The organism is Pseudomonas sp. GM48 (genome assembly GCF_000282335.1).
In the GTDB taxonomy this organism is placed as follows: Bacteria; Pseudomonadota; Gammaproteobacteria; order Pseudomonadales; family Pseudomonadaceae; genus Aquipseudomonas.
Window position 1 is genome coordinate 14,357 of sequence record NZ_AKJM01000085.1, and the last position, 16,889, is coordinate 31,245.

A 16,889-nucleotide genomic window follows, 5' to 3' on the forward strand; every position below is an offset into this window, starting at 1 on the left:
GTGTTCGGGATGATGGGGCTGGGTCAGGATGACGAGCCAAGTTGCTTGACGATCTTGTCCTTGACCTCCAGGCGCTTCGCCTTGAGCTTCGTTACCGTGTCATCGCTGGATTTGGCCTCCTCCGCCTTCACCACTTCGGCATCCGCCTGGGAATACTTGTTAAGCAGTGAATCCAGTAACGGATCCTTGGTGCGTTTCTGCTGGATTTCTTCCTTTGAGCGTTTCAGATCCTGATAAAGGTCATGGGGCACCGGCATGGAACACCTCCGTTTGTTGATCGGCAGCGAAACGCGATCAATTGCGTTCACCAACTATCAGAATGGCCTCGGTTAGCCTGTTCTGTCGACCACCCGTCAGACCAGCGGTGTCCGTTCGTCGTCCTGCCGCAAATGCGCTAAATCCTTTGCCTGCGCCCGTGCCGCCAGCGGTTTCAGCCGTTAAGCACCATGCGCACCATCTGCTTGAGTGCTTCGGGATTGTAGGGTTTGCTCAGCAGGTGGGTGTCGGGGCTCAACTGGTGATTACGCGAGATGATGTCGCGGGTATGCCCCGAGGTGAACAGCACGGCCACCGGGGGCTCCTGCACTTTCGCCCAGGCCGCCAGGTCCGAACTCTTGATCAGGCCGGGCATGACCACGTCGGTGAATATCAGGTCCACCGCCACGCCTTGCAGCAACATTTGCATGGCGACGTCACCGTTGGTTGCCGTGAGGATCCGATAGCCTTCTTCGCGCAACAACTCCACCGCCGATACCCGCACGGCCTCATTGTCTTCGACCACCAGGATGCGCTCGTGCCCGCCCCGTTGCGGCACGTCAAGGTTCGGTGTTTCGCTGGGTGCCGAACGCGAGGTGCGCGGGAAATACAGCTGCACCCGGGTGCCCTGCCCAACGTCGCTGGCAATTTCGATATGACCGCCACTCTGTTTGACGAAACCAAACACCATGCTCAAGCCCAATCCGGTGCCCTGACCGTCGGCCTTGGTGGTGAAGAATGGCTCGAACGCCTGGGCCAGCACCTGTGGCGGCATGCCGACGCCGGTGTCCGCCACGGACACCCGCACATAGTCCCCGGCAGCAATGCCCTTGCCGGCGCAAAACTTGCGGTCGAGAACGATGTTGTCCGCGCAAAGATCAATGGTCCCCTCCCCCAGCATGGCGTCCCGGGCGTTGATCGCCAGATTGAGAATGGCATTTTCCAGTTGATTGCGATCGACAAACACATTCCACGAATCTTCAGGTGCTGCCATGTGCACTTGAAGGGTTTCACCCAAGGCACGCTGCAACAGTTCCGCCAGGCCATCGAAAATCTGCCGCAATGTGAAGACCCCAGGCGACAACGGTTGGCGACGTGCGAATGCCAGCAACTGCGAGGACAGCTTGGCACCGCGTTCGACGGCGGCAATCGACGCCGAGACCCGGCGCTGCACATTGGCGTTTCCCGGCTCATGACGCGCCAGCAGGTGCAGGTTGCCGGCAATCACTTGCAACAGGTTGTTGAAGTCATGGGCCACACCGCCGGTGAGGCCGCCGATGGCTTCAAGTTTCTGTGACTGACGCAGTTGCTCTTCCGCCGCCAACCGCGCCTCGACTTCATCGGCCACCCGCTGTTCCAGGTTGCGGGTGAACTTGAGCAGGGACTCTTCAGCGGTCTTGCGTTCGTGAATATCGATCAGCACGCCGGGGAAACGAAACGCCTCCCCTTGCTCATCGAATTCGCAGCAACCGCTGGCGAGCACCCAGAGATAACTGCCGTCGGGGCGCAGGATCCGGTATTCGACGTTGTAGGGCTCGCCAGTCTCGACCGACAGTGTGGCCCGTTCCTGGACCCAGTCGCGGTCGTCCGGATGGATCCTGCTGTCGGTGATTTCCCGTGACAGGTTGCCCAGGTCCTGCCCGGGTGGATAAGAGAACGTGCGAGCGAATCGCTCATCACCCGACAGCACGTTGGCTTTGATGTCCCAGACAAAAGAGCCAAGCAAGGCACCGGCATTCAGCGCCAGGCGCACCCGTTCGTTGTCGGCGCGGTAGGCGTCTTCGGCCGCCCGTCGCCGACGCTCGGAAATCACCCATTCGGTGGTTTCCACCACCATGGCCATGACCCCGGCCGGGCACCCGTCATCGTCGGCCACCGGACTGTAATAGAGGTCGAGCCAGACATCCTCGGGAACGCCGTCGCGCAGCAATACCAGGACTTTATTACGATAGGACAAGGTGCCGCCCGCCAGGCAGGTATCCACCACGTGGCGATTGAATTCGGCGATTTCCGGCCAACCCAGCTCCACGGTCGAGCCAAGCAGATACGGATGACGCCCACCGGCAAACTTTGAGTAGGCATCGTTATAGATCATGTACCCGGATTGGCCCCAGAGCATGACCATCGGCAGCGGGGACGCGAGCATCAACTGCACCGCGCTGCTCAGGCTCTTCGACCATGAGTCGAGTGGCCCAAGTTCGGTCAGGCTCCAGTCGAACGCACGAATGCGCCCGGCCATTTCGCCGTTCCACCCGGAACACCCGTGGCTATCCTCTAGAAACTGCATGGCTTGGCTCTATCCCGGTCATTTGCATCCGTTTGTTTCGAGCATCCTGCACACTATTCGGTTCATAGAGGTATAGCTGATTCTGAGGCTTCCTTGTCGAGCCTGGAATCTGTGGCCAATAGAGATCCCTGTGGGAGCGGGCTTGCTCGCGAAAGCGGTGTGTCATTCAACATATTCGCCTGCTGATACACCGCTTTCGCGAGCAAGCCCGCTCCCACAATTTGGTCCCCGGTAACCGAAAGACCGTGAACTACACCTCAATCAAGTGCTTGAGCGGGTTGTAGCTGCTTTTCAGGGTGGCCGCGACATCCAGAATCGCCTTCTCGATGCCATTCAAGTGCATGCAGGTCAGCTCGATGGCCGCGCTTTGGTTGCCCGCTTCGATGTACTCGATCAACCGCAGGTGTTCGTCGTCGCGGCAGGCTTCATGGCTGTCGTCATCCAGTGCAGCGGCATACAGCGACGCCCGGGAAATCAGCTTCTGGAACCAGTCGAGCAGCACCGGGTTGTTCAGGCTGCGGGCCAGTTTGATGTGGAACTCGCCGAGCAGGTGAATCAACCGTTCGTGATCACCGCTCTGATGCGCTTCATCTTCCAGCAGCAAATGATCGCGCAGGTCCTGGGTCACCGCTGTATCGCGCCGACGGCACAGTTCGCTGACGATACCGATCTCGATCAGGCGCCGGGTTTCGAACAACGAACGAATCTCTTCGTCGCTCGGTAACGACACCGAGGCGCCTTTATTGGGCTCGGTGGTGACCAGTCCGTCGGCCTCCAATTGCTTGAGCGCGGCCCGAACGGACGTGCGGCTGACATTGAAAAGCTCGGCCAAAGAGGCTTCGCCGAGCTTCATCCCGGGCCGCAACGAGCGTTTGCTGATCGCCTCGTAAACCCCTTGGTAGACGCGGTCGACCGTGGTTTCCAGTTTCTTTTCCGTCATTCATCAACTCCTTGCGCCCCGTGCAAACAACCCTGGCGAATGAACAGCCATTGAAAAAGGGGCTTGCACGGGCAGATTAATCCGGGTATTTCTAAATTGCATCCAGATTTTGCATACAATAATTAGAGGAATGCACCATTATGGGTCATCCAGTTGCAATTGAAGTGCGAAACGTCTCCAAACGATATTCCGACGATCCAGGCTTGGCTCCGGCTCTGGACAACGTCTCGGTAGATATCGCCGATAACGAGTTCTTCACCCTGCTCGGCCCCTCCGGCTGCGGCAAAACTACTTTGCTGCGCACCATCGCCGGCTTCGAGCATGTCAGTGACGGCGAGATCCGACTGGCAGGCGAGCCGGTCAACGATTTGCCGCCGTTCAAGCGTCGGGTCAACACGGTATTCCAGAGTTACGCGCTGTTTCCGCACATGAGTGTTGCGCAGAATATCGCCTTCGGCCTCGAGATGCAGGGTCTTGATCGCAAACTGATTCCGCAGCGCGTCGAGGAAATGCTCGCGCTGGTGCAAATGCAGCACCTGGCCCGGCGCAAACCGGCAGAGCTGTCCGGCGGCCAACAGCAACGCGTGGCTCTGGCCCGGGCCCTGGCGCCGAAACCCAAAGTGCTGTTACTGGACGAGCCGCTGTCGGCCCTGGACCTCAAGCTGCGGAAGGAAATGCAGGTCGAACTCAAGCGCGTGCAGAAAGAAGCCGGGATCACCTTCATTTTCGTCACCCACGATCAGGAAGAAGCGCTGACCCTGTCCGATCGCATTGCCGTGATGTCTGCCGGCAAGATCCTGCAAATCGGCACGCCCAATGAAATCTACGAACGGCCGCAACACCAGTTCGTCGCGCAATTCATCGGCGACATCAACTTCCTCCCCGGCCATCTCAAGCGCGGTCAGCAGAACGAAAACCTCTTCGTGCCCAACGGCATGCCGGTGGAAATCCCCTGCCAGGCCCAGGGCTTTGACGGCAGCAAGGTGCAACTGGCGTTCCGCCCCGAGCGTTCGCAACTGGTCGAGCCGACGCAGCCGCATCACCTGCGTGGCGTGATCGAAGCCGTGCTGTATGTCGGCACGGCCACGCTCTATCAATGCCGCTTGAACAACGACATCCAGGTCATGCTGCGCGAGAACAACGTAGGCCTGAACCACGGCCGGGTGGTGGGTGATCGGGTCGCGGTCAACCTGCCGCCCCACGCCTGCCTGTTGATGGAGGCCTGAGATGAGCGTCAGCAGCACTTCCCCAGCCCTCAACCGTGCGCTGCTGCTCAGCCCGGTGGTTCTGACCCTGCTGGCCCTGATCGCCATTCCGCTGGGCATCATGGGCTACATCAGCCTGTTGCCACGCAACGTCTACGGTGGCGTCGACTGGCAGGCCAACTGGCAATTGCAAAGTTACGTGCAACTGTTTTTCCAGGAAGGTTTCGACGGTGAACTGGAACTGAACTGGGTCTATGCCCAAGCGTTGTTGCGCTCAGTGTTCCAGGCCGGTGGCACCACGGTGTTGTGTTTCCTGTTCGGCTTTCCGGTGGCGTTGTGGATGTCGAGCCTGACACCCCGTCGGCGCAACCTGATGGTATTGCTGATCACCATTCCGTTCTGGACCAACCTGCTGATCCGCAACTATGCGTGGCTGATCATCCTGCGCGAACACGGCTGGGTCGCCCAGAGCCTCAACGCGCTGTTCCCGCAAGCCGGTGGCATCACCCTGCTCTACAACGACTTCGCGGTCAGCGTCGGCCTGGTCTACAGCTTCCTGCCATTCATGATCCTGCCGATCTACTCGACCCTGGAAAAACTCGACTGGCGCCTGGTGGAAGCCGCCTATGACCTGGGCGCCAACCGCTGGCACGCATTGCGCCGGATCATCCTGCCGCTGTCGATGCCGGGGGTGATTGCAGGTGCCTTGCTGGTGTTCGTGCCAAGCCTGGGTGCGTTCATTACTCCGGCGATCCTCGGCGGTGGCAAGACGTTGATGATCGGCAACCTGATCCAGCAGCAATTCGGCACCGCGCGCAATTGGCCGCTGGGCAGTTCGCTGTCGTTCCTGTTGCTGGGGATCATGTTGCTGTCCCTGGTGCTCTACGCCCTCTATAGCCGCAATGCCGCCAAGACCCTGCGTCGGGGAGCCCAAGTATGATTGCCCTGCACCTGAAAAAACTGCCCCTGACCCGTGAAGTCAGCCTGCTGATGCTGGCCTATCTGTATCTGCCGATTTTCGTGTTGATCGCCTACAGCTTCAACGCCAACCGCTCGGCGACGGTGTGGACCGAATTCTCGTTCGACTGGTACGGACGAATCCTCGCCAACCCGTCGATCCAGACCGCCGCGCTGAACTCGATCATCGTCGCCGGCATCGCCACGGTCTGCGCCACGGCGATTGCGTTGCTCGCAGCGCTGGCGACTTACCGGCCGTTCTACGGACAGAAAATGGTCGAGGGCGGGATCAACCTGCCGCTGATCCTGCCGGAGATCGTCACCGCCGTGGCCACCCTGCTGCTGTTCATGGCGCTGGGGATCAAGCTCGGTTTGCTGACGGTGATCGTTGCGCACATCGGCTTTTGCATTCCCTTTGCCTACCTGCCGATTCGTGCGCGGCTCAATGACCTGGACAAGAGCCTGCTGGAAGCGGCGAACGATCTGTACGCCAACCCGTGGCAGGTGTTTCGCCGGGTGACCTTGCCGTTGCTGTGGCCGGCGGTGCTGTCCGGTTCGGTGTTGGCGTTCGTGGTCAGCCTCGACGATTTCATCATGACCTTCTTTGTCGCCGGGCCGGGTTCAACGACCTTGCCGGTGTACATCTTCTCGGCAATCAAGGCCGGCGTGACGCCGGAGATCAACGCGATCTCGACCCTGATGCTGGTGATATCCATCGTGCTGGTGGTGCTGGCCTTCTGGCTGGGACAGCGCGGCAAAAACCAATGAACCTGGAGCGCGCTCTATGAAAAATAAAAACATGCGTTACGGCATTGCCGGTCTGGCCCTCAGTTGCTTCACCGTTTTTACCGCGCAGGCCGCCGAGCCCAAGGAACTGTTCTTCTACAACTGGACCGATTACTACCCGGTCGACCTGTTGGCCAAGTTCGAAAAGGAGACCGGCATCAAGGTCACCATGGATGGCTATGACAGCAATGAAACCCTGCTGGCCAAGTTGCAGGCCGGCGGCGCCGCATATGACGTGATCGTGCCGTCGCAATCGATCATGCGCACCCTGATCAACCAGAACCTGCTGCTGGAAATCGACGCCTCGACCCTGCCCAACTTCCAGTACGTCAAACCGGCGTTCCGCGACCCGAGCTTCGACCCCGGCCGCAAGTTCTCGGCACCGTACCTGTGGGGCACCACCGGGTTCTCCTATGACAGTGCCCGGGTGCCCGGCGGCAAACTGGACGACTCGTGGAAAGAGTTCTTCGAGCCGCGCAAGGAACTGCAAGGCCAACTCGCCGCCCTCGACACCTCCAGCAGCGTAATCAACGCCGCCAGCCACTACCTGAATGTCGACGAATGCAGCGAAAACCCGCAGGACGCCAAGCGCATTCTGGAGCTGCTGCAAAAGCAGAAACCGTTCCTGAAGATGTACAGCTCGGACAACACCGTCGACCGCATGGCCTCCGGTGAAGTGATCATGATGCAGAACTGGAACGGGTCTACAGCGCGGGCCACGTTGCAGAAAAGCACCATCAAATACGTGTATCCGAAGGAAGGCCTGGCGATGTTCCAGGACAACTTCGCCGTACCGAAAAGCGCGCCACACCCCGGCAACGCAAAAATCTTCATCGACTGGATGATGAAACCGGAAAACGCCGCCGCCGTGTCCAATGCCATCGCCTACGACAACGGCATCCAGAGCGACAAGCTGATCGACGCCAAATGGCGAGTGATGGACGCCATCAACATGCCCGACGAATTCGCCTCGCGCCTGCGTCCGGAAAAGGAATGCAGCAACAAGGCGCGTGAGCTGCAGGACCGGATCTGGGCCAAGCTCAAGGGCTGATCCAAAACCGAGTCGCGGCCTTCGCGAGCAAGTCGAATCGTCGCACCGCCGCTCCCACAATTGAAATGCATTCCCCTGTGGGAGCGGGCTTGCTCGCGAAGAGGCCGGCCCTGACAACATACAACTTGAGGTTTGCAATGAATCAACCCCGCTGGCTGCGCAACGTGCGCCCCTACGGCTCAATCGCCGAAGACCTGCTGATCGAAAACGGCCGGTTCAGCCAACGTCGTCCGGCCTCGAGCACCGAGCTGCTGACCACCGACATCGACGGCCAGAACCAACTGCTCACCCCCGCACTGGTGGAAAGCCACGTCCACCTGGACAAAACCCTCTGGGGTCAACCGTGGCGCCCCAACTGCGCCGGTCCGACCCTCAAAGACTACATCGCCAACGAACGGCGCATCCTGCGTGAAGTCACCACACCGATTGCGCAACGGGCCGGCGCCCTGCTGGAAAACTGCATCGCCCGTGGCTCGCTGACCATGCGTTGCCACGTCGACATCGACCCGGAGTTCGGCCTGCGTCATGTCGAGGCCATGCAACAACTGCGTGAAAACTACCGCGACCTGATTGACCTGCAACTGGTGGTGTTCCCGCAAACCGGCCTCATCAGCCGCCCCGGCACCGCCGAACTGATGCGCGAAGCCATGGCCCTGGGTGTGGAGAACGTCGGTGGCCTGGACCCGTGCGGTATCGACAATGACCCTATCGCACAACTCGACTTCGTCTTCAAACTGGCCAGCGAGTTCGACCGTGGTATCGACATTCACCTGCACGACAAGGGTGAGCTGGGTCTGTGGCAGATCGCCCTGATCGCCGACTACACCGAGCGCTTCGGCCGCGAAGGCCGGGTGATGATCAGCCACGCGTATTGCCTGGGGATGTTGCCGTGGAACCAGGTCTTACCTGTGGCCGAGCGCCTGGCGATGCTGGGTATTTCGCTGATGAGCTCGGCCCCGGCCGATTGCGCGGTGCCACCGTTCCTGGCCCTGCGCGAAACCGGTGTGAATCTGTGCCTGGGCTCGGACGGCATTCGTGATGCCTGGTCGCCCATGGGCAACGGCGACATGCTGGAACGAGCGATGCTGCTGGCGTTCCGATTCGATTTGAACAAGGACGAAGAACTGGCGGCGGCGTTCGAAGCGGCGACCGTCAATGGCGCCCAAGCGCTGGGTTGCGAAGCCAATCGCCTGGAGATCGGCCAAGCGGCAGACTTCTTGCTGATGCCGGTGCAAACACTGGGTGAAGCCGTGGTTTCGCGGCCGTTGCGTCAGGTCTATCGCGGCGGGCAGTTGATTGCTGCGGGCGGTCGCTTGCTGGACAGTCGTTTGTGAAGCGCATCGGCTTGCGAGCCAGTTGCGTGGTCGGCTTCGACGGCACCCGGCATGTGTTGTGGCGCGACGGCGAAGTGGTGTTCGAAGGCTCACGCATTGAGTTTGTCGGGCGCGGTTATCCAGGGCCGGTGGATCAATGGATTGATTACGGCAACGCGCTGATCGGTCCCGGCTTCATCGATCTGGATGCCCTTGGCGATCTCGATTCCACGGTACTGACCCTGGACAACGGCGACGAGCGCGACATGGGCCGGATGTGGTCGGCGGAATATCTGGCGCGCGGCTCTCAGGAAAGTTACAGCCCCGAAGAAGAAGTCTTCAAATACCGCTACGCCTTCAGCCAATTGATCCGCAATGGCATCACCACGGCCATGCCAATCACCTCGATGTACTACCGCGAGTGGGCCGAGACCTACGACGAATTTGCGGCGGTGGCCGGTGTGGCTGCCGAGTTGGGGCTGCGCACCTACCTCGGCCCCTGCTACATGAGCGGTATGAGTTACTGGCGCGCCGATGGAACCCTGGCGCACCACTGGGACGAAGCCAGGGGCATGGCCGGGCTCGATGCCGCTGAAAGGTTCTTTGAGGATTTCGACGGTTCTCACAATGGCCTGATTCGCGGCGCGCTGCTGCCCGATCGCATCCAGACCTGCACCCCGGCGCTGTTGCAACGCACCGCCGCGCTGAGCCGGGAACTGAACGCGCCGATGCGTTTGCACTGTTGTCAGGGCCTCGGTGAAGTGGCGATGGTCGAGCAACTGCGCGGCACCTCGCCGTTGGGCTGGTTGCAGCAGCTTGGGCTTTTGGTCCCGCGCAGCCTGCTGCCCCACGGCATTTACACCCACGGCGATGACGACCTGCAACGTGTGGTGGATGGCGGCGCGAGCCTCGTGCATTGCCCGGTGGTATTTGCCCGGGACGGCGAAGCGCTGAATTCGTTTGGGCGTTATCGGGCCAAAGGCATCAACTTCGCCCTGGGCACCGACACCTGGCCGGCGGACCTGCTGGACAACATGCGCCAGGGTTTGAACATCGCGCGACTGATGGAGGGTGGCAACGACCTGACCAGCACCCTGGACCTGTACAACGCTGCGACCCTCGGCGGCGCCAAGGCACTGGGCCGTGATGATCTCGGCCGCCTCGCACCGGGCTGCAAGGCCGATATCACCGTGTTCAACTTGCGCGGGATGCACCTGGGGCCGTTGTTCGATCCGCTGAAAAATCTTGTTCTGGCCGGTCGCGGTGATGACTGCATCGCCAGCTACATCGATGGTCGCTGCGTGATGCAGGACGGCCAGGTCCAAGGCGTCGACTACCCCGCCCTGCAACGCCAGGCCCAACGCCAATTCGAAAAACTGATGCGCAGCCACAGCGACCGGGCCTTTGGCCAACCGGACTGGAAAAGTCTGTTCCAGCCGGCCATCCCGTTCGCCGACGACTACAGCGCCCACGCGCCGCTGAGCGCGATTGATCCACTTCTTTAGAGAATTCTGCCCATGCAAAGCTTCGACTTCAGCACATTGAGCCCACGGGACAAATACAAGATTCTGATCGGCAGCGTGGTGCCACGGCCGATTGCCCTGGTCACTACCGTCGACGGCGAAGGCCGGGTCAACGCGGCGCCGTTCAGCTTTTTCAATGCGCTGTCGGCCGATCCGCCCATCCTCGCCCTGGGCGTGGAAAACTACGGCGACCAAAGCCCCAAGGACACCACCCGCAATATCCAGCTCAATCAGGAATTCACCGTGAACATCGTCAGCGATGCGCTGGTGGAGGCCATGAACGTCTGTGCCGTGCCCTTCGCCCCCGGCTTCGATGAGCTGACCGCCGCCGGCCTCACCGCCATCCCCGGCACCACGGTCAAATGCCCGCGCATCGGCGAAGCCCCGGTGGCGCTGGAGTGCCGGCGGATGATGGCGCTGTCCATCGGCCAATCCCGGGAGATTATCTTTGGTGAAGTGCTGATGGCCCATGTGCGTGACGAACTGATCGATCCGAAAACCCTGTACATCGATCAGTTGGGACTGGATGCGATCGGCCGCATGGGCGGTCATGGCTATGCACGGACGCGGGATTACTTCGATTTGCCGACGCGTTCGTTGCAGGCGTGGACGGATGCGCCGGGGGGTGGCGAGCGGTTTTGGCCTATTGCCAAGTAAAAGGAGCACCCCACACATCCTGTGGCGAGGGAGCTTGCTCCCGCTCGACTGCGCAGCAGTCGCAAAACCATTCATCGTAGTGTATCTGATCCATCGCGATGATCGCTTTGAGGGCTGCTCCGCAGCCCAGCGGGAGCAAGCTCCCTCGCCACAAAAGCTCTCTCGCCTTGGATCAATGGAAATCCCGGCTGCGCACAGTAATGCCATCGAGCAACGAACTCAGATCACTCAAGCGCCCGGCAATCAGATGCCGCACCTCGCCCTCCTTCTCCCAACGGCCATCGACCTTGAGCAACTGCGAGCCGACCAACACCTGGCGCTGCCGGTCGGCCAGGTCACGCCACACCACCACGTTGACGTTGCCGAACTCGTCCTCAAGGGTGACGAACGTCACGCCGCTGGCAGTGGCCGGGCGTTGCCGGCCGGTGACCAACCCGGCGATGCTGACCGGCCGACCGTGCTCGACGTCCAGCAACTCCTTCGAACTGCGGCAGCGCCGCGCCTTCAACTCATCGCGCAACAGGGCCAGCGGATGCGGCCCGAGGGTAGTGCCGACACTGGCGTAATCGGCTTGCAGGTCCTCGCCCACGGTGGGCTTGGGCAACGACACCGCGTCCTCCACCTGACTCGGCAGACCGGCAAACAACCCCAGCTGTTTTTGTACCCCGGCCACCTCCCAGCGTGCCCGATGCCGGTCACCCGCCAGGCCACGCAACGCGCCGGCATCGGCCAGTTGCTCCTGCGCGCGGGCATCGAGCCGTGCCCGTTCGCCGAGGTCGGCAATGTCGGCAAACGCCCCTTGCGAACGAGCCGCTTCGATGCGTCGGGCATCGTCCTCGCGAAAGCCCTTGATCATGCGTAGCCCCAAGCGAATCGCCGGTTGCGCAGCGCTGATCGGCTCCAGGCTGCAATCCCAATCACTGGCGCGTACGTCCACCGGGCGAACCTGCAAATGATGGCGCCGGACGTCCTGCAGGATCTGATCTGGGCTGTAGAAACCCATGGGCCAACTGTTGATCAGCGCACAGGCGAAGGCCGCCGGCTCGTGGCATTTCAACCAGCAACTGACGTACGTCAACAAGGCAAAACTGGCCGCGTGGGACTCGGGAAAGCCGTAGCTGCCAAAACCCTTGATCTGCTCGAAAATCTGCGCGGCGAACTCGGCGGTGTAGCCGTTTTTCTTCATCCCGGCGGCCAGCCGCTCCTTGTGCGGTTCGAGTCCGCCGTGGCGTTTCCACGCGGCCATGGAGCGGCGTAGCTGATCGGCCTCGCCGGGGCTGTAGTCGGCGGCGACGATGGCGATTTGCATGACCTGTTCCTGAAACAGCGGCACGCCGAGGGTGCGCTTGAGCACCACTTCCAGTTCCGGCGACGGATACGCCTCCGGTTCTTCCTTGTTCCGTCGCCGCAGGTACGGGTGCACCATGCCGCCCTGGATCGGCCCCGGCCGAACGATGGCGACCTCGATCACCAGATCGTAAAAGGTCTTGGGCCTGAGCCTCGGCAACATCGACATCTGCGCCCGGGACTCGATCTGGAACACGCCGATGGTGTCGGCCCGGCCGATCATTTCGTAGGTGGCCGCATCCTCGGGCGGGATGGTCGCCAGACTCAGGTCCAGGCTCCGGTGCCGGCGCAGCAGATCGAAACATCGGCGAATCGCGCTGAGCATGCCCAGTGCCAGGATATCGACCTTGAGCAGGCCCACTGCGTCGAGGTCATCCTTGTCCCACTGGATGATGGTGCGCTCAGCCATGGCGGCGTTTTCCACCGGTACCAGACTGTCCAGCGGCTGCTCGGAAATCACGAAACCGCCGGGGTGCTGGGACAAATGCCGGGGGAAGCCGATCAACTGCCCCGTCAGGCTCAGCACCCGGTGCAGCACCGGACTCTCGGGGTCGAAACCGCCCTCGCGCAGGCGTTCAACGGGCGGCGTTTCATCGCTCCAGTGACCGCAGCAATCGGCCAGGGCGTTGATCTGGTCCGGCGGCAAGCCCAAGGCCTTGGCCACATCCCGTACCGCACCGGCGGCGTGGTAAGTGCTGACCACCGCCGTCAGCGCGGCGCGGGCCCGGCCATAGCGCTGGAACACGTACTGCAAGACTTCTTCGCGGCGTTCGTGTTCGAAATCGACGTCGATGTCCGGCGGCTCGTTGCGCTCTTTGGACAGAAAGCGCTCGAACAGCAACGTGGTGCGATCCGGATCGATTTCGGTGATCCCCAGAGCAAAACACACGGCCGAGTTGGCGGCAGAACCACGACCCTGACAAAGAATCTGTTGCTGGCGGGCAAAGCGGACGATGTCGTGGACCGTCAGGAAATAACTTTCATAGCCCAGTTCCGCGATCAGTTGCAGCTCCTTGTCGATCTGCACCAGCACTTCGCGTTTCGGCCCTTTTGGCCAGCGCCACTCGATGCCTTCCTCGGTCAAATGACGCAGCCACGAGGTGGCCGAGTGCCCTTGCGGCACCAGTTCGCGGGGGTATTGGTAACGCAACTGACCGAGATCAAAGGTGCAACGCCGGGCGATGTTCAGCGTTTCGGCCAGCAACTCTGGTGGATAAAGCTCCCGCAACACGTCCAGGCTGCGCAGATGGCGTTCGCCGTTGGGATGCAGGCGCAACCCGGCATCGGCCACCGGCAGGTGATGACGGATCGCGGTCATGGTGTCCTGCAAGGCGCGCCGGCCGCGAGCGTGCATGTGCACATCGCCACTGGCCACGGCCGCAATGCGCAATTCCCTGGCCAGTGTCAGCAGATCGTTCAGGCGCCGGGCGTCGTCCTGACCACGATGCAACTGCACGGCCAGCCACAGGCGTTCGGCGAAGACCTGCTTGAGCCAGTGGCCCTGTGCAAAGGCATCGACAGCGTCCGGCACCCACAACGCCAACAACCCCGGCAACGGTTCGTCGAAATCTTCGCGCAGCAGCTGATACTGGCCTTTCTGCGTGCGGCGCCGGGCGCGGGTGATCAATCGGCACAGCGCCTGATAGCCCTCGAGGCTCTCCACCAGCAGCACCAGTTTCGGACCGTTCTCGATGCGTATTTCACTGCCGATAATCAGCGGCAACTCCACGGACTTTGCCGCTTGCCAGGCGCGAACGATGCCTGCCAGGGTGCATTCGTCAGTGATCGCCAGGGCTTGATAACCCTGTTTTTTCGCGCGCTGGAACAGCTCGATGGCACTGGAGGCACCGCGCTGGAAGCTGAAGTTCGACAGGCAGTGCAATTCGGCATATTCGCTGCTCATGCGAACCAGCCCTGCAACCACAACGGGCCGTCCTCGCCGACCGCCCGGTAGGCCCAGCCCTGTTGGCCGGCACGGGTTTCGATCAGGTAATAGTCACGGCGTACGTCGTCGCCGTCCCACCAGCCGGACTCGATACGCTCCGGCCCCATGAGGATGCGCGCCGAGCCCTGATGCACGGCCAACGGCTCGGTCAGCAGCCAGCCCGGCCGTTTCACCACGGCCGGCACCGCGCTAGATTGGCTGTCGGCACGGGCCTGCCACGCGCACTCGGGGCGGTGATCGGCCTGAAAGCGCAAGCCATGCACCGCGTCATCCCCCAGCCGTGCACGCAGGCGTTCGCGCAGTTGCTCCCAGGGCAAGGACTGCTGCGGGCGGTCGTCGAACAGTGCCTGATGCTGGGGCACGAAGGTCGGCAAATCTTCGGCGCGCAGGCGAAAGCCACGTACCGGTGCCTCGACCTGGACCTGCTCCAGCCGCCCCCGGGCCAGCTCGAAGAGCATCGCCGGATCGCGCTCGGCGCTGAGCAGGCCGACCTTGATGACCGTATCCGGCAACCCGGCGTGCTCCAGATGCAGGTCGAAACGCTGTACGCCGCTGTCGCGACCGCACAGGAACGCCGACAGGTCGCCCGTCAACCGGCGCAACGGAAACAGCAAGGCTTGATGGGACTGCACATCGAAATTGAGCTCGATGCGCACATCGAAGCGGTCCGGCGGCAGGTAGAACGCCAGCGCCAGCCGCCGCAAACCCGACAGGGCATCCAGGTGCCTGAGCACCTGGGCCTCGAAACGCCGGGCCAGGCTATGCCGGGGCAACGCCTGCACCTGGCTCAAGGTGCGCAGGCCCATGCGCGACAAGGTTGTGGCGACCGATGCTTGCAGGCCGATCCGGTCGACGGGCATTTGCCCCAGATGATGCTGCAAGGCTTGATCGTCCGGCACTACCAGACCGTCGTAGGCGTTGGCCAGCACCCGCGCCGCCACCGGGTTGGGCGCGGCCACGATACGGTGCCGAAAACCCAACTCGCCGAGTTCACGGCGCAGAAGCGCTTCGAATTGCGGCCAGGTGCCGAACAACCCGAGGCTGGATTCGATCTCGAAGACCACGGCCCGGGGGTAATGCACGCTGACCTGGGAACTGAAGCGATAGGCCCAGGCGGCGAGAAACTGCTGCCAGTGTTCGATTTCGGTGGCGTCGTATTCCGCCGTGACAAAGCCTTTGCTCAAGGCCTGCGCCGCACTCATGGACTGACCGGGACGCAAACCCAGCGCCCGCGCCGCACCGTTGACCGCCTGCAGCACCCGGCGCTGGGCCGGGCCGGTCAGCAACGCCAGGGGCTCATCGGGATCGGCGCGCTGACGCAGTACCGCGTCCAGCGCCAATTGCGGGAACAGAATGCAGACCCAGCGCATGGCAACCTCAATGCCCCACGGCGAAGGCAATCGGCGCCGAACGGGCCAGGCCGCCGCGGCACTTGAGCACGCGCAGTTGTGCCGGCCGGGCATCGATGGCGATGCGCAGGGCCGCCGGCGAAGGATTGATCGCTTCACCGATGGGGCGATAGGCGAAGGCCAGGGTCTGGCCGGTTTCCGCCGCCACCTGCAAGCGGCGCAAGGCGCGGTCGTCGGCCTTGTGCGGCCAGCACAGCACCGCGCCGCAACTGCCCGAACGCAGGCATTGCTCCGCGGCCCACAGCGCATCGCGCTCACTGGCCTGGATGATCGACAGCTGACGCAGATCCACCCCGGCGCTCTGCCACGCCTGGGGATACGGTACGTAAGGCGGCGCCACCAGCACGATGCGCTCGCCCGCCGACGACAGCCGTGCCAGCGTCGGCCACACCAGTTGCAACTCGCCCACGCCCTGCCCGGCCAACAGGATTTCCGTCAGCGCCGCCTCTGGCCAGCCACCGCTGGGCAATGCCGCGTCCAGTGCGGCATGCCCGGTGGGCTGCGGGCTGGCAGCCGGTGGCGCAGGCCGGCCCTTCCAGACCTGGCCGCCATTGAACAGCGTATCCAGCGCAACGACGGCACCCATCAGCCTTGCCTCACCAGGCCACAGAACACGCCTTCGATGGCCAGGTCCCGGTCGGCTTCGACGATGATTGGCTGGTAGGCCGGGTTGCGCGGCAGCAGGCGAACAACATCGCCAACCCGCTCGAAGCGCTTGATGGTGACTTCGCCGTCGAGCCGTGCCACGACGATCTGGCCGTTAAGCGCCTCGGGGTTGCGGTGCACGCCCACCAGATCACCGTCGAGAATGCCGTCCTCGATCATCGAATCGCCCCGGACCCGCAACATGTAGTCCGGTACCCGCGAGAAGATCGACGGATCGAGCAGCAAACGGCTGTGCACCTCGGCATCGGCACCGATCGGCGCACCGGCCGCCACCCGGCCAAGTACCGGGATGTCCAGCAACTCGGGACGCGGCGGCTGCCCGAGCAGGCGTATGCCCCGGGCCTGATGCGGGTTGACCTCGATAAACCCGGCTTCGGTCAGCGCCAGCACATGCTTGCGCGCCACGCTGCGGGAGGCGAAGCCAAACGCCTCGCTGATTTCAGCGAGGCTTGGAGGCTGACCGTGTTCGGCGATGCGATCGCGGATAAAGGTCAGGATGGCGGTACGGCGGGGAGTCAGAGTCGTCATGGAGTACATTTGTACTCTTT

General features: G+C 62.3%; 14 protein-coding genes. 7 read left to right on the plus strand and 7 right to left on the minus strand.

All coding sequences use genetic code 11. The features are described 5' to 3' along the window. Positions 1-23: 23 nt before the first annotated feature. The 3 genes from PMI28_RS13315 to PMI28_RS13305 all read right to left on the minus strand — a co-directional run bounded on the left by PMI28_RS13315 (position 24) and on the right by PMI28_RS13305 (position 3,482). On the minus strand, positions 24-257 hold the full coding sequence (locus PMI28_RS13315) for a DUF465 domain-containing protein (RefSeq protein WP_007987443.1): 234 nt from the start codon (positions 255-257) through the stop codon (positions 24-26). 173 nt (positions 258-430) lie between these two features. Further along, positions 431-2,542 (minus strand): hybrid sensor histidine kinase/response regulator, encoded by a 2,112-nt coding sequence (locus PMI28_RS13310; RefSeq protein ID WP_007987444.1) that lies wholly within the window; start codon positions 2,540-2,542, stop codon positions 431-433. A gap of 250 nt (positions 2,543-2,792) precedes the next feature. Further along, complete coding sequence (locus PMI28_RS13305) at positions 2,793-3,482, minus strand: GntR family transcriptional regulator (protein ID WP_007987445.1); 690 nt, start codon at positions 3,480-3,482, stop codon at positions 2,793-2,795. A 140-nt stretch (positions 3,483-3,622) separates the two neighbouring features. Between PMI28_RS13305 and PMI28_RS13300 the strand changes: the two genes are divergently transcribed. The 7 genes from PMI28_RS13300 to PMI28_RS13270 all read left to right on the plus strand — a co-directional run bounded on the left by PMI28_RS13300 (position 3,623) and on the right by PMI28_RS13270 (position 10,974). Further along, the gene (locus PMI28_RS13300; RefSeq protein ID WP_007987446.1) at positions 3,623-4,708 is read left to right on the plus strand and encodes an ABC transporter ATP-binding protein; all 1,086 of its coding nucleotides are present in this window, start codon (positions 3,623-3,625) and stop codon (positions 4,706-4,708) included. Position 4,709: 1 nt separating this feature from the next. Further along, positions 4,710-5,627: an ABC transporter permease gene (locus PMI28_RS13295; RefSeq protein WP_007987447.1), complete on the plus strand. Its 918-nt coding sequence runs from the start codon at positions 4,710-4,712 to the stop codon at positions 5,625-5,627. Continuing rightward, on the plus strand, positions 5,624-6,412 hold the full coding sequence (locus tag PMI28_RS13290) for an ABC transporter permease (protein ID WP_007987448.1): 789 nt from the start codon (positions 5,624-5,626) through the stop codon (positions 6,410-6,412). Before PMI28_RS13295 ends, PMI28_RS13290 begins: the two co-directional genes overlap by 4 nt. A 16-nt stretch (positions 6,413-6,428) precedes the next feature. Continuing rightward, positions 6,429-7,481, plus strand: a complete 1,053-nt coding sequence (locus PMI28_RS13285) for an extracellular solute-binding protein (protein ID WP_007987450.1) — start codon at positions 6,429-6,431, stop codon at positions 7,479-7,481. Between the two features lie 137 nt (positions 7,482-7,618). Continuing rightward, entirely contained in the window at positions 7,619-8,815 is a 1,197-nt protein-coding gene (locus PMI28_RS13280; RefSeq protein WP_007987452.1) for an amidohydrolase family protein, read from the plus strand. Further along, the gene (locus tag PMI28_RS13275; RefSeq protein WP_007987453.1) at positions 8,812-10,299 is read left to right on the plus strand and encodes an amidohydrolase family protein; all 1,488 of its coding nucleotides are present in this window, start codon (positions 8,812-8,814) and stop codon (positions 10,297-10,299) included. Before PMI28_RS13280 ends, PMI28_RS13275 begins: the two co-directional genes overlap by 4 nt. Positions 10,300-10,311: 12 nt before the next feature. Beyond that, positions 10,312-10,974 carry a flavin reductase family protein gene (locus tag PMI28_RS13270; RefSeq protein ID WP_007987455.1) on the plus strand — a complete coding sequence of 221 codons (663 nt, stop codon included), beginning with the start codon at positions 10,312-10,314 and terminating at the stop codon, positions 10,972-10,974. A 172-nt stretch (positions 10,975-11,146) separates the two neighbouring features. Here PMI28_RS13270 and PMI28_RS13265 read toward each other — a convergent pair whose 3' ends face one another. The 4 genes from PMI28_RS13265 to lexA are packed head-to-tail and all read right to left on the minus strand — an operon-like array spanning position 11,147 to position 16,878. Beyond that, positions 11,147-14,245, minus strand: coding sequence for an error-prone DNA polymerase (locus PMI28_RS13265; protein WP_202949526.1), 3,099 nt, complete (start codon positions 14,243-14,245; stop codon positions 11,147-11,149). Next, positions 14,221-15,636 (minus strand): Y-family DNA polymerase, encoded by a 1,416-nt coding sequence (locus PMI28_RS13260; protein WP_007987458.1) that lies wholly within the window; start codon positions 15,634-15,636, stop codon positions 14,221-14,223. Before PMI28_RS13260 ends, PMI28_RS13265 begins: the two co-directional genes overlap by 25 nt. A 7-nt stretch (positions 15,637-15,643) precedes the next feature. Beyond that, a complete protein-coding gene (gene imuA, locus PMI28_RS13255; RefSeq protein ID WP_007987461.1) occupies positions 15,644-16,261 on the minus strand; it encodes a translesion DNA synthesis-associated protein ImuA in 618 nt (205 codons plus the stop codon). Next, entirely contained in the window at positions 16,261-16,878 is a 618-nt protein-coding gene (gene lexA, locus PMI28_RS13250) for a transcriptional repressor LexA (RefSeq protein ID WP_007987463.1), read from the minus strand. The genes imuA and lexA overlap by 1 nt, the downstream gene beginning before the upstream one ends. Positions 16,879-16,889 lie beyond the last annotated feature (11 nt).